General features: G+C 66.2%; 14 protein-coding genes and 1 pseudogene. 9 read left to right on the forward strand and 6 right to left on the reverse strand.

The features are described from left to right. From JMF90_RS06535 to JMF90_RS06545, 3 genes are all read left to right on the forward strand, one after another. Positions 1-589, forward strand: a 589-nt coding sequence (locus JMF90_RS06535) for a 3-hydroxybutyrate dehydrogenase (RefSeq protein WP_201324998.1), incomplete at its 5' end; no start/stop codon positions are given. Continuing rightward, positions 586-1,803 (forward strand): DUF3734 domain-containing protein, encoded by a 1,218-nt coding sequence (locus JMF90_RS06540; protein WP_011548737.1) that lies wholly within the window; start codon positions 586-588, stop codon positions 1,801-1,803. The genes JMF90_RS06535 and JMF90_RS06540, both read left to right, overlap by 4 nt. Positions 1,804-1,863: 60 nt before the next feature. After that, a complete protein-coding gene (locus JMF90_RS06545) occupies positions 1,864-2,328 on the forward strand; it encodes a hypothetical protein (protein ID WP_011548738.1) in 465 nt (154 codons plus the stop codon). Positions 2,329-2,378: 50 nt separating this feature from the next. Here the strand turns inward: JMF90_RS06545 and JMF90_RS06550 are convergent, their stop codons facing one another. Continuing rightward, entirely contained in the window at positions 2,379-3,263 is an 885-nt protein-coding gene (locus JMF90_RS06550) for a LysR family transcriptional regulator (RefSeq protein WP_011548739.1), read from the reverse strand. 120 nt (positions 3,264-3,383) lie between these two features. Between JMF90_RS06550 and argC the strand changes: the two genes are divergently transcribed. Then, positions 3,384-4,325: an N-acetyl-gamma-glutamyl-phosphate reductase gene (argC, locus tag JMF90_RS06555; protein ID WP_011548740.1), complete on the forward strand. Its 942-nt coding sequence runs from the start codon at positions 3,384-3,386 to the stop codon at positions 4,323-4,325. Between the two features lie 64 nt (positions 4,326-4,389). Here the strand turns inward: argC and JMF90_RS06560 are convergent, their stop codons facing one another. Beyond that, a complete protein-coding gene (locus JMF90_RS06560) occupies positions 4,390-5,313 on the reverse strand; it encodes a LysR substrate-binding domain-containing protein (RefSeq protein WP_011548741.1) in 924 nt (307 codons plus the stop codon). A 115-nt stretch (positions 5,314-5,428) separates the two neighbouring features. On the opposite strand from JMF90_RS06560, the gene JMF90_RS06565 reads away from it, so the two are divergent. Beyond that, positions 5,429-6,514 carry a tartrate dehydrogenase gene (locus tag JMF90_RS06565; protein ID WP_011548742.1) on the forward strand — a complete coding sequence of 362 codons (1,086 nt, stop codon included), beginning with the start codon at positions 5,429-5,431 and terminating at the stop codon, positions 6,512-6,514. A gap of 475 nt (positions 6,515-6,989) precedes the next feature. Here JMF90_RS06565 and JMF90_RS06575 read toward each other — a convergent pair whose 3' ends face one another. Both JMF90_RS06575 and JMF90_RS06580 read right to left on the reverse strand, forming a co-directional pair. Continuing rightward, positions 6,990-7,469, reverse strand: a complete 480-nt coding sequence (locus JMF90_RS06575) for a nuclear transport factor 2 family protein (RefSeq protein WP_011548744.1) — start codon at positions 7,467-7,469, stop codon at positions 6,990-6,992. Between the two features lie 64 nt (positions 7,470-7,533). After that, positions 7,534-8,139, reverse strand: coding sequence for a TetR/AcrR family transcriptional regulator (locus tag JMF90_RS06580; protein ID WP_011694925.1), 606 nt, complete (start codon positions 8,137-8,139; stop codon positions 7,534-7,536). A gap of 180 nt (positions 8,140-8,319) precedes the next feature. Here JMF90_RS06580 and JMF90_RS06585 point away from each other — a divergent pair, with 180 nt between their 5' ends. Then, positions 8,320-8,514 carry a hypothetical protein gene (locus JMF90_RS06585; RefSeq protein ID WP_226292220.1) on the forward strand — a complete coding sequence of 65 codons (195 nt, stop codon included), beginning with the start codon at positions 8,320-8,322 and terminating at the stop codon, positions 8,512-8,514. 185 nt (positions 8,515-8,699) lie between these two features. Here JMF90_RS06585 and tdh read toward each other — a convergent pair whose 3' ends face one another. Together tdh and JMF90_RS06595 are read right to left on the reverse strand one after the other, a co-directional pair. Next, on the reverse strand, positions 8,700-9,728 hold the full coding sequence (gene tdh / locus JMF90_RS06590; protein WP_011548747.1) for an L-threonine 3-dehydrogenase: 1,029 nt from the start codon (positions 9,726-9,728) through the stop codon (positions 8,700-8,702). A 13-nt stretch (positions 9,729-9,741) separates the two neighbouring features. After that, on the reverse strand, positions 9,742-10,941 hold the full coding sequence (locus JMF90_RS06595) for a glycine C-acetyltransferase (protein WP_011548748.1): 1,200 nt from the start codon (positions 10,939-10,941) through the stop codon (positions 9,742-9,744). A gap of 158 nt (positions 10,942-11,099) precedes the next feature. Between JMF90_RS06595 and JMF90_RS06600 the strand changes: the two genes are divergently transcribed. The 3 genes and pseudogenes from JMF90_RS06600 to JMF90_RS06610 all read left to right on the forward strand — a co-directional run. After that, positions 11,100-11,711, forward strand: a complete 612-nt coding sequence (locus tag JMF90_RS06600) for a helix-turn-helix domain-containing protein (protein ID WP_006480189.1) — start codon at positions 11,100-11,102, stop codon at positions 11,709-11,711. 141 nt (positions 11,712-11,852) lie between these two features. Further along, on the forward strand, positions 11,853-12,230 hold the full coding sequence (locus JMF90_RS06605) for a DUF2471 family protein (RefSeq protein WP_011548749.1): 378 nt from the start codon (positions 11,853-11,855) through the stop codon (positions 12,228-12,230). 102 nt (positions 12,231-12,332) lie between these two features. Continuing rightward, positions 12,333-12,810: pseudogene (locus tag JMF90_RS06610) on the forward strand (site-specific integrase); the annotation flags it as partial.

The raw sequence follows: 12,810 nt of genomic DNA on the forward strand, positions 1-12,810 counted from the left end.
CGAAGACGCCGTGAACAGCGGCATCGACAAGGTGGCCGAAGCGTTCGGCTCGGTCGACATCCTCGTGTCGAACGCGGGCATCCAGATCGTCAACCCGATCGAGAACTATTCGTTCTCTGACTGGAAGAAGATGCAGGCGATCCACGTGGACGGCGCGTTCCTGACGACGAAGGCCGCGCTCAAGCACATGTACAAGGACGATCGCGGCGGCGTCGTAATCTACATGGGTTCGGTGCACTCGCACGAAGCGTCGCCGCTGAAGTCGGCGTACGTGACGGCCAAGCATGGCCTGCTGGGCCTCGCCCGCGTGCTGGCGAAGGAAGGCGCGAAGCACAACGTGCGCTCGCACGTCGTGTGTCCGGGCTTCGTGCGCACGCCGCTGGTCGACAAGCAGATTCCGGAGCAGGCGAAGGAGCTCGGCATCAGCGAAGAGGAAGTGATCAAGAAGGTGATGCTGGGCAACACGGTCGACGGCGTGTTCACGACGGTGCAGGACGTCGCGCAGACGGTGCTGTTCCTGTCGGCGTTCCCGAGCGCCGCGCTCACGGGCCAGTCGTTCATCGTCAGCCACGGCTGGTTCATGCAATGAAGCCGCACGCCCGCACCGAAAAGCAGGCCGTGGATGCGGCGGACCTGCACCACGAAGCCGGCGCACCGGCCGCTGCGCGGTCGCTGCCGTACGAAACGATCGCGCTCGTCCTGCAGGGCGGCGGCGCGCTCGGCGCGTACCAGGCCGGCGTGTTCGAAGGGCTGCACGAGGCGGGCATTCCGCTCGACTGGATCGCGGGCATCTCGATCGGCGCGCTCAACACCGCGCTGATCGCCGGCAATGCGCCCGAGCATCGCGTCGAGCGCCTGCGTGAGTTCTGGGAAACGATCTGCCAGCCGGCGTTCTTTCCCGCGATTCCGGCCGCGTTCGAATTCGCGCTGTTCAACAGCATCGATCAGGTGCGCACGTTCTTCACCGCGTCGCAGGCCGCGAGCGCGATGATGCAGGGCCAGCAAGGGTTCTTCGTGCCGCGCTTCCCGCCGCCGCTGCCGGGCGTGGCCGATCATCCGCAAAAGATCAGCTGGTACGACACGTCGGCGCTGCGCACGACGCTGCTCAAGCTGTGCGATTTCGACCGGATCAATTCGGGCGAGACGCGCGTGTCGGTCGGCGCGGTCAACGTCGGCACCGGCAACTTCGTGTACTTCGACAACTCGCGCATCCGTCTCGCGCCCGAGCATTTCATGGCGTCCGGTGCGTTGCCGCCCGCGTTCCCGCCCGTCGAGATCGACGGCGAGTATTACTGGGACGGTGGTGTCGTGTCGAACACGCCGCTGATGGAAGTGCTCCGCGCCCGGCCGCGCTGCGATACGCTCGCGTTCCAGGTCGATCTGTGGAGCGCGCGCGGGCCGCTGCCGCGCACGATGGCCGACGTCGCCGAGCGCACGAAGGACGTGCAGTATTCGAGCCGCACGCGTTTCGTGACCGACACGCTGCAGCGCGAACAGCGCTACCGCAACGTGCTGCGCCACGTGCTCGAACAGGTGCCGGAAGAGCAACGCAAGAACGATCCGTGGTGCGTCGAAGCCGAAGCGATGTCGAGCGGGAAGAAGTACAACATCCAGCATCTGATCTATCAGCAGAAGGCGTACGAGCATCACTACAAGGACTATCAGTTCGGTCTGTCGACGATGCGCGACCACTGGTCCGCGGGTCTCGACGACATCCGCAAGACGCTCGCGGTGAAGGACGGCCTCGCGCTGCCCACCAACGACGCGGGCTTCGTCACGCACGACATTCACCGCCGCCGGTAATGCCGTGTGCAACGGGCCGGTGCGCTGCCTGCGCCGGCCCGTCCTCCTTTCCGATTCGACATGCCGATTTTCATTGCGCTATTCGCGCTCATCGCCCTCGGATGGGGCGCCGTTCACCTGTTTCACGTCATCGCCGCGCAGTTCGGCCAGCCGGTCGCGATCGCGGCCGCCGTGCTCGCCGCCGCGCTCCTGATCGCGTTGATCGCGTGGTGGCTCAAGCGCCGCCGCGACATCGCACCGAACACGAAGGAAGCAGGCTGGACGCATATCGTGCATCGCGCGTGGGGCGAGTTGCGCGTGTCCACGACGCAAGGGTTGCTGTGGCTGTCGCATGACAGCGCGGACGGCCGCTATACGCTGTCGCAGCTCGACGGTTGCGAGGCCGCGCCGATCGACGGCCGCTGGCATCTCGTCGTGCGCGTGCGCGACGCCGTGCGCGGCGAATGGAAGCTGCCGATGATGGACAAGCGCGATGCGCAGCGCTGGGCGCGCGTGCTCACGCTGGCGAAGGACAACCGGCTCTGAACCTGCGTTCAGGCCGTACGGCCCGCACGGGCCAGCCGCACGACGGCCCGCTATCGCGCGCCGAGCGCCCGCAGCGCATCGAGCACGTGCTGCGTGGCCCGTTCGACCGGGCCGGCCCGATGGGCGATCCCCAGCTCACGCCACAGCGCCGGACGTAGCGGCCGCATGACGATGCGCGCATCCGGCAGCGGGGCGCCCGCCTCGTGCGGCAGCAGCGTCGCGCCGTACCCCGCGGCGACCAGGCTCTTGATCGCATCGTTGTAGTTGAGTTCGATCCGCGGCACGGGCCGGTGGCCGCCGAGCGCGAACCATTCGGTCGTGAGCCGCGACAGGCGCGTCGTCGCATCGTTGAGAATCAGCGGCCGCGCGGCCAGATACGCCGGCGTCACACGGGCCGGAAGCGGCCAGTCCGCGGGCAGGAAAGCCATCACCGGGTCGCGGCGCCACGAGCGGATCGACAGCCCCGCGACCGGCGCTTGCGGCAGCGCGACCAGCCCGACGTCGAGCGTGCCCTGTGCAATGCGCGCCAGCGTGTCCTGCGACGTGAGCACCGCGATCTGCACGTCGATATCCGGATGCTGCGCGCGCAGTCCAGCCACCGCCTGCGGCAGCAGATGCGCGATCGCGCCGGTCGACGCGCCGAGACGCACGCGCCCGGTCAACCCCTGCACCTGTCGCTGCACGTCGTCCAGCGTCGATTCGACTTCCGCCAGCAGACGCCGCGCCCGCTCCACCAGCACTTCACCGATCACCGACGGGCGCACGTTGCCGCGCGTGCGCGACAGCAGCGGCGCGCCGACGCGGCTTTCCAGCTCGGCGACATGCAGGCTGACGGTCGGCGGCGCGAGATGAAGCCATTGCGCCGCCGCCACGAAGGAACCCTGGTCCGCGATCGCGACCAGCGTACGCAGACGGTCCAGACTGATCTCGCGCATCACACTCCTCTCGTTCAGGAAATCTGAATCAGACGATCAGCAAATTCAACTTTTCCTATTCTAGGCGTTCGGTGGACGATACGGTTTCCCCGACGACCGAACGCGACGAGCACGACCATCATGAGCTTCCCCACTGTCTTCATCGACGGCGACCAGGGCACGACCGGGTTGCAGATTCACGCGCGTCTGCGCGACCGCACCGACGTGCGGCTGCTCACGCTTCCCGCCGCCGAACGCAAGGAGGCGGCGCGGCGCGCCGATGCACTCAACGCGTGCGATATCGCGATCCTGTGCCTGCCCGATGCGGCCGCGCGCGAAGCGGTCGGCTTCATCCGGAACCCGGCGGTACGCGTGATCGACGCGAGTTCGGCCCATCGCACGCAACCCGACTGGGTCTACGGCTTTCCCGAGATGGCCGACGGACACGCACACGAGATCGCGCATGCGAAGCGCGTGACCAATCCCGGCTGCTACCCGACCGGCGCGATCGGCCTGCTTCGTCCGCTGCTGCAGGCCGGGCTGCTGCCGCGCGACTACCCGGTGAGCATCCATGCGGTGTCCGGTTACTCGGGCGGCGGGAGAGCCGCCGTCGACGCATTCGAATCGGGCGACGCCGCGGCACGCGCGTTGCCGCTGCAGGTCTACGGCCTCGCGCTCGCGCACAAGCACGTGCCCGAGATCCGGCAGCATGCGGGGCTCGCGCACCGCCCGTTCTTCGTGCCGGCCTACGGTGCCTATCGGCAAGGCATCGTGCTCACCATTCCGATCGAGCTGCGCCTGCTTCCGGCCGGCGTGACGGGTGAGCGGCTGCATGCGTGTCTCGCGCACCACTACGCGGACGCCCGTCACGTCGATGTGATGCCGCTCGCGGACGCACGCGCGGCAACGCATCTCGATCCGCAAGCGCTGAACGGCACCAATGATCTGCGGCTCGGCGTGTTCGTCAACGCGAACGGCGGGCAGGTGCTGCTGTCCGCCGTGTTCGACAATCTCGGCAAAGGGGCATCCGGCGCCGCCGTGCAGAATCTCGACCTGATGCTCGGCGCGCGACACGCGGCGTGACGCTCCGCAGGCATCGTCGACGATGCCTGCGCACGCCCCCGTAAAAGCTCACCTTTAGCCGGTTTCAGGCCGTATCGTCACCCGCCGCGGCATTCAGGCCGGCCAGCGTCTCCACCAGAAAATCCACGCACACGCGCACCTTCGCCGACGCCGCGACGCGTTCCGGGTACACGGCCCAGATGTTCGCGGGCTGGGTCGCGTCCGGCAGCACGCGACACAGTTCGCCGCGTTCGATCAGCGGCCCGGCCTCCCAGATCGAGCGCAGCACGATGCCGCGTCCGGCCAGCGCCCATTGCACGGCCACCTCGCCATGGTTCGTCGACAGCGCGCCGCCAACCTTCACCGTGACCGTTTCCCCGCGCACATTCAGCCGCCATACGCCGAACGGATGATCGCGCTCCTTGATCGCGAGACAGTCGTGCGATGTGAGATCGGCGAGCGAGCGCGGCGTGCCGCGTCGGGCGAGATAGTCTGGCGACGCGCACAGCACGCGATGGTTCGTGGCAAGGCGGCGCGCGATCAGGTGATCGGCGATCTCGTCGCCGATGCGCACGTCGAGGTCGTAGCCTTCGCCCGCCACGTCGACGAGCCGGTCGAACAGATCGAGCCGCACATTCAACTGCGGATAGCGCGCGCTGAAGTCGAGCAGCGCCGGCGCGACGACGTGCCGGCCGAAGCCGAAGCTGCTCGACATGCGCAGCGTGCCGCGCGGCACCGTGCGCGTGGTCGACACGTCCTCGACGAGATGATCGACGTCGTCGAGAATCTTTTCGGCGCGCGCGAACACGCGTTCGCCGGCGTCGGTGACCGTCATGCGGCGTGTCGAGCGATGCAGCAGGCGCGTGCCGAGCTGCGCCTCGAGCATCGCGACGCGCTTGCTGACGTACGCGGGCGACACGGCGAGCTGCTCGGCGGCCGCGCTGAAGCTCGCAAGGCGGACGACCAGGCTGAACACGCGCAGGTCGTCGAGGTTCGGCGATTTATTCACGATTCGTGGAAAGTCGATTAACTTTTGAGCGATTTTAATCCAGATGGAAACAAATAGAATGACGTGACGGGCCCCTGCCTTTCCGGCAGCCGGCCAATCAGCCAAGGAGATTTGCATGACCGACAGGACTTACAGGATTGCCGTGATCCCCGGCGACGGCATCGGCCGCGAAGTGATGCCCGAGGGCCTGCGCACGCTCGCCGCCGTGACCGCGCGCTTCGGCGTGCGCTTCGACTTCGTCGAGATCGACTGGGCGAGCTGCGACTACTACGCGCAGCACGGCACGATGATGCCGGACGACTGGAAGGCGCAACTGTCGGGCATGGACGCGATCCTGTTCGGCGCGGTCGGCTGGCCGGCGACGGTGCCCGATCACATTTCGCTGTGGGGCTCGCTGCTGAAATTCCGCCGCGAATTCGACCAGTACATCAACCTGCGGCCCGCGCGCCTGTTCGACGGCGTGCCGTCGCCGCTCGCCGGCCGCCGCCCGGGCGACATCGATTTCATGATCGTGCGCGAGAACACCGAGGGCGAATATTCGTCGGTCGGCGGCACGATGTTCGAAGGCACCGAGCGCGAAGTCGTGATGCAGCAGTCGATCTTCACGCGGCACGGCACCGAGCGTGTGCTGAAATTCGCGTTCGAGCTCGCGCAGCGGCGCGCGAAGCGCGTCACCGTCGCGACCAAGAGCAACGGCATCGCGATCAGCATGCCGTGGTGGGATGCGCGCGCGGCCGAGATGGCCGAACGCTATCCGGAGATCGCGGTCGACAAGCAGCACATCGACATCCTGTGCGCGCGCTTCGTGCTGCAGCCGGACCGCTTCGACGTCGTCGTCGCGTCCAACCTGTTCGGCGACATCCTGTCGGATCTCGGGCCGGCCTGTACGGGCACGATCGGCATCGCGCCGTCGGCGAACCTGAACCCCGACCGCACGTTCCCGTCGCTATTCGAGCCCGTGCACGGTTCCGCGCCCGACATCGCGGGGCAATACATCGCGAATCCGGTCGCGATGATCTGGTCGGCGGCGATGATGCTCGACTTCCTCGGCAACGGCACGGGCCGCGAACGCGAAGCGCACGATGCGATCGTCGCCGCGATCGAGGACGTGCTGCGCACGGGGCCGCGTACCCGCGATCTCGGCGGCAATGCGGGCACGCAGGAAGTGGGCGAGGCGATCGCCGCGCGGATTGCGGGGTGAGAGGTGAGGGTCGTGCCCGGCGCTGGCGCCGGGCGGCCCTTCGTGAATCGGCTGCGGTGAGCGATACACGATGCGGTTGCGCACGTGTGCCGACTTTGACGATGCGGCGGCGGTGAACATCGAGCGGTGAGCAACGCCCTATCGCAGCGCGCACTGCTTGCGCGATTTTTCGTTGAAAGTCGCAAGATGATTCGATCGGTGAGTTGCACGTCGCGCTCGCACACACCGATCGGCAATGCACGATCGCTTCGATGCGATCGGTGAGATGCATCACGCAGGAAAGCACACCGCTGCACGTCGACATCTGCGCCGCTTTACCCCTGCGACGTCGCGTCGATCCGTTCAATGCACCCAGTTCGACGCGGCATTTCACCTCGTCCCGAAAAGTCTCACCTTCAGCGGGCGGCTCCCGAATTTCCTCACCATTGAAGCTTGGTGATGCGTTCGCCGATCCGTTGAACGCGTGCGCGCATCATCACAGCCCGAGATCGGACAGCCCCGGATGATCGTCCGGACGACGGCCGAGCGGCCAATGATAAAGACGGTCCGCCTCGCGAATCGGCAGATCATTGATGCTCGCGTGACGATGCGCCATCAGGCCGTTTTCGTCGAACTCCCAGTTCTCGTTGCCGTACGAACGGAACCAGTTGCCCGCATCGTCGTGCCACTCGTACGCAAAGCGCACCGCGATGCGATTGCCGCCGAACGCCCACAGCTCCTTGATCAGCCGGTAGTCGAGTTCGCGCGCCCACTTCCGCTGCAGCAGCCCGACGATCTCGTCGCGGCCCGTCACGAATTCCGCGCGATTGCGCCAGCGGCTTTGCGGCGTATAGGCGAGCGACACGCGTTGCGGGTCGCGCGTGTTCCACGCGTCCTCGGCGGCGCGCACTTTCTGGCGCGCCGTGTCGAGCGTGAAGGGCGGAACGGGCGGACGAACTTCGGGGGAAGCGGACATGGGTAGCTCCTGTTCAGGGTTCTGGCCGCGAACGCACGCAGCCGGTTCGGATTCGCTGCGTCGGCTACCGCGAGGCGGTGTCGAGCAGCAGTTCAGCCGTCGCGCGGGCATCGCGTGCAGCGTTTGCATCGCCACTGACGAGCGCCACGCCGATCGCGCCGTCGATCAATACGAGCCACTGACGCGCGAGGCGCGCGAGCCCGCGGCGCTCGATGCCGGTTTCGTCGGCATAGGCGTCGAGGCGCTCGCGCACGAATGCCAGCAGGCGCGCCTTGTGCATACGGGCGACGACGCGCACGGGATCGTCGGCGTCGGGTATCTCGCCCGACGCGTTCAGGAATGCGCAACCGTGGAAGTCGGGCTGCCCGAACCAGTCGCGCAGCACATCGAACATGCCGAGCAGTTGCGCGCGCGGCGCCTTGCCGCGCGCCAGCGTGCCGTCGACGAACCAGCGCATCCAGCGCTCGTCTCGCCGCTCGAGCGCGGCGACCACCAGTGCTTCTTTCGATTCGAAATGCGAATAAAAGCTCTTTCGCGCCGCGCCGGATCGCTTGACGATCGCGTCGACACCGGTCGCATGGATGCCGCCGGAGTAGATCAGCGCTTCGGCCGCGTCGAGCAGCCGGTCGCGAACGCCCGGTTCGCCGGAGGAGTCGAGAAGTGTGTTCATGGGGTTTACGGTAGAACGATCGTTCTCCGCCGTCAATGCCTGGATGAAAAGGCCCTGCCGGTGGGAAGGTTGAATCGTGCCTGAAGCGTCTGCTCGTCCTGACGAGTCTTCAGCTCGATTCGCGCTGATTGAATGGTGAACGGATCAAGTGGTGGCCTGCGCACCGGTCGAGGCCGATCGATGTCGATCGCATCGCCTATCAGTGAGGCGCAACGCTGTGTGCAGCTCACGGTTGATGTCCCGATTCGGCGCGATGTCGCATACGGCGGCAAGCAAACGCCCGCCTGCCAGGCGAAGCAGGGAAGTGTGTGGAAGAAGGAAAAGCAGGCGCCGAATGGCGTGACGAGAAGAAGCGAGGTGGCTACCGACAGGTGAAGCGGACGTGAAATCGCCATTCACCGATGCGGGATCGCGCGGCGATTCGGCACGCACACACAGCTCCCGAATAATCTCACCTCAAGCGCTGAATCACGCGTTCCGACGCGCAACGATGCGCGTGCAAACGAAAACAGGGCAGGCGGCGATCGCGCCGCACTGCCCCGTCTCGACACTCACTCGACTCAGGCCGTCCAGTCGAGAATCACCTTGCCGCTTTCGCCGGACAGCATCGCGGCGAAGCCTTGCTCGTAATCATCGGCCGCGAAACGATGCGTAATGATCGGCGACAGGTCGAGGCCGCTCTGCAGCATCGCGACCATCTTGTACCAGGTCTCGAACATCTCGCGACCATAGATGCCCTTGATCTCGAGCCCCTTGAAGATCACCTGGTTCCAGTCGATCGCCGTCTGCGCGGGCGGGATGCCGAGCAGCGCGACCTTGCCGCCGTGGTTCATCGCCTCGAGCAGGCTCGTGAACGCGCTCGGCACACCTGACATCTCGAGCCCGACGTCGAAGCCTTCGGTCATGTGCAGGTCGGCCATCACGTCGCGCAGCGACTCGCGCGCGACGTTGACCGCGCGCGTCGCGCCCATCTTGCGTGCGAGTTCCAGCCGATAGTCGTTGATGTCGGTGATGACGACGTTGCGCGCGCCGACGTGCTTCGCGATCGCGACGGCCATGATGCCGATCGGGCCCGCGCCGGTGATCAGCACGTCTTCGCCGACGAGGTTGAACGACAGCGCCGTATGCGTCGCGTTGCCGAACGGATCGAAGATCGACGCGAGATCGTCGGAGATCTCCGGCGGAATCTTGAACGCGTTGAACGCCGGAATCGCCAGGTATTCGGCGAACGCGCCTTCGCGGTTCACGCCGACGCCCACCGTGTTGCGGCACAAATGCCGGCGCCCGGCGCGACAGTTTCGGCAGAAACCGCACGTGATGTGACCTTCGCCGGACACACGATCGCCGATCGCGAAGCCGCGCACTTCCTGCCCCATCTCGACGATCTCGCCGACGTATTCGTGGCCGACGTGCATCGGCACCGGAATCGTCTTCTGCGCCCAGTCGTCCCACTTCCAGATATGGATGTCGGTGCCGCAGATCGCCGTGCGGCGGATCTTGATCAGCACGTCGTTGTGGCCGACTTCGGGACGCTTCACGCGCGTGAGCGTGAGGCCGGGGCCGCGTTCGAGCTTTGCCAGTGCTTTCATGGTCGCGCCTCCGTCAGATGATGCCGAGCGACTTGCCGACGCGCACGAACGCGGCGACCGTCTGGTCGACCTGTTCGGGCGAGTGCGCGGCGCTCATCTGCGTGCGGATGCGCGCACGGCCGCGCGGCACGACGGGGAACGAGAAGCCGATCACGTAGACGCCTTCGCCGAGCAGCTTGTCGGCCATGTTCGTCGCGAGCTGCGCGTCGCCGAGCATCACCGGGATGATCGGATGCGCGCCGGGCACGAGCGTGAAGCCGGCTTCGGTCATCTGCTTGCGGAACCGCGCGCCGTTCTCGCGCACGCGCTCGCGCAGCTTCGCGCCTTCGTCGCTGCCGAGCAGTTCCAGCACCTTCAGCGACGCCGCGGCGATGCTCGGCGTGAGCGTGTTCGAGAACAGATACGGACGCGAGCGCTGGCGCAGCAGCTCGATCACCTCGCGACGTGCGGCGACATAGCCGCCCGAGGCACCCCCGAGCGCCTTGCCGAGCGTGCCCGTGATGATGTCCACGCGACCTTCGACGCCGCAGTGCTCGGGTGTGCCGCGGCCGTGCGTGCCGATGAAGCCGACCGCATGCGAATCGTCGACCATCACGAGCGCGCCGTAGCGATCGGCGAGATCGCAGATGCCTTTGAGGTCGGCGATGATGCCGTCCATCGAAAACACGCCGTCGGTCGCGATCAGCTTGTGGCGCGCGCCAGCGGCGTCGGCTTCCTTGAGCTTCGCCTCGAGGTCGGACAGATCGTTGTTCTTGTAGCGAAAACGCTTCGCCTTGCACAGGCGAATGCCGTCGATGATGCTCGCGTGATTCAGTTCGTCGCTGATCACCGCGTCGTTCTCGTCGAGCAATGTTTCGAACAGCCCGCCGTTCGCGTCGAAGCAGCTCGAATAGAGGATGCTGTCCTCGGTGCCGAGAAACGTGGCCAGCGCGCTTTCCAGTTGCTTGTGGACGGTTTGCGTGCCGCAGATGAAGCGCACCGATGCCATGCCGAAGCCGTCCTGGTCGAGGCCGGCCTTCGCCGCGTCGATCAGGCGCGGATCGTTCGCCAGACCCAGATAGTTGTTCGCGCAGAAATTGAGCACGCCGGCACCGCCGGCGAGCCGCACGGCTGCCGCCTGGGGACTCGCGATCTCGCGCTCGGTCTTGTAAAAACCGTCCGCGCGGATCTGGTCGAGCGTCCCGCGCACCTGGGCGAGAAAGGCATCACGCATCGCAAAGCTCCTGACAGGGTTTCGCATTCCGCAGCGCACCGCTCGTGGCGGCGCAACGGCCTGCTACTGTTATAGTCGGTCGTTCGGTTGACCGCATTTATCCGATATTCCGAACTAGAATTCGAAATATCGAACAACTCTAAGCGAACGGAATCCAAATGGCAAGTTCCTCCGGATCGCGGCGCCCGGCCGCCGACGCCGCCCCGCAGCCGCCGGCCGCGACCCCGCCGCGTGTGGGCGAGCAGATTCAGCGCCTGCGCAACGAGCGCAAGCTGACGCTCGATGACCTGTCGCGCGCAGCCGGCGTATCGAAATCGATGCTCTCCGAAATCGAACGCGACAAGGCCAACCCGACCATCGCCGTGGCATGGCGGCTGACGAACGCGCTCGGCATCACGCTCGACGAATTGTTCTCGCAGCCGAAGGCGCCCGAGACGATCCGCGTGGACGGCCCGCACGACATTCCGACGCTCGCCGGCCACGACGGCCGGTACCAGTTGCGCGTATGGGGCCCGATCGACCTCGCCGGCAAGTTCGAGTGGTACGAACTGACGCTGCCGGGCGGCGGCGCCCTGGTATCGAACGCGCACGAACCGGGCACGCGCGAGCACCTCACCGTGCTGCAGGGCGCGATGGAAATCGAGGCCGCCGCGGCGAGCCGACGCCTGAAGGCGGGTGACACCGCGCGTTACCCGGCCGATGAGCCGCATGCAATCCGCAATCCCGGCAAGGCCGAAGCACGGGCCTTGTTGATCGTGATCCATCGCTGACGGCGCGGGTAGTCGGCCAAAAGGTCAGTTGCAGGCCAGTTGCGGAAAGTACTGTATGTTTGTACAGTATACGGACATTCCGCCATGCATGGGCCGGAGCCGGCGCACCGAGGCGCCCGCTCCGGTCGACAGGAGCCTGCAATGACAGAAGAACAAGATTTGGCCGCGCTCAGCTTCAAGGCTGCCGCGCATGACCTCGAATTGATCGTTCGCCATATCGCCGGGCGGTACATCCGTCAGCGCGTGCCGCTGACGTGGCGCCTGCTGCACGCGATCGAAGCCGAGGCGCTCGCCGATCTCGGCTTTGCGAGCCGGCACGACGCCGGCATGCGTCAACTGTTCGAACGGCCGTCGGACATGACGTTTCCCGAGACCGACGATCCAATCGACTTCGGGCGCTCGAACGCGCTGCCCGCGGTCTTTTCATTCGCCGTTCTCGCGTACGAAGCCGCGGCAACGACACACGATACCGTGCGTCCGTCGCGCCCTCTCCGCCCGTCCAAGGCGTGGGGCGACTGACGGCTCAACCGCGGCCGCCGCGCAGGGCGGCCGCTTCACCCTTTTGCTGCCCGAGACGTTGCGGAAAGGGCTACCATATACGCAACTAACGGAATTAATACCATGTCCCTTCCCGCCTCTCCCGACACCGCCGCCCCACCGGAAGAAAAGGACCTGTTCGACCGCGATGCGTCCGACTGGGTTCTTTCGCCCGAAGCCGCGTTCGACGCATGGCTGGCAATGCAGGACTATCGCCGCTCGTCGGCCGATGTCTATCGCGCGCAATGGGGCGCGTTTCTCGCATGGATGCGCGCGCATCAAAAGAACCTGGCGACGGTCGATACACCGACCATCGCGAACTTCGTCGGCGAGTTGCCGATCAAGAAAACGCAGCGAATGCGCTATCTGCGGCTGATCGAGCGCGTGCTCGATCATATTCGCCGCACCGAATATGCATCGACCAATCCGGCCCGCTTCATTGCTCAGGATGGCGAAGCGACTTGGCGCAAGGCCCGCGACAACGAACCGACCGGCTTCCTCACGCCGGCGGAACGCGCGACGTTGCTCGCGTATCTGTTTTCGCCGATCGGCGTGTCGGGTT

Origin of the sequence: Burkholderia sp. E168m23 (assembly GCF_016586125.1) — a bacterium.
Taxonomy (GTDB): Bacteria; Pseudomonadota; Gammaproteobacteria; order Burkholderiales; family Burkholderiaceae; genus Burkholderia; species Burkholderia orbicola.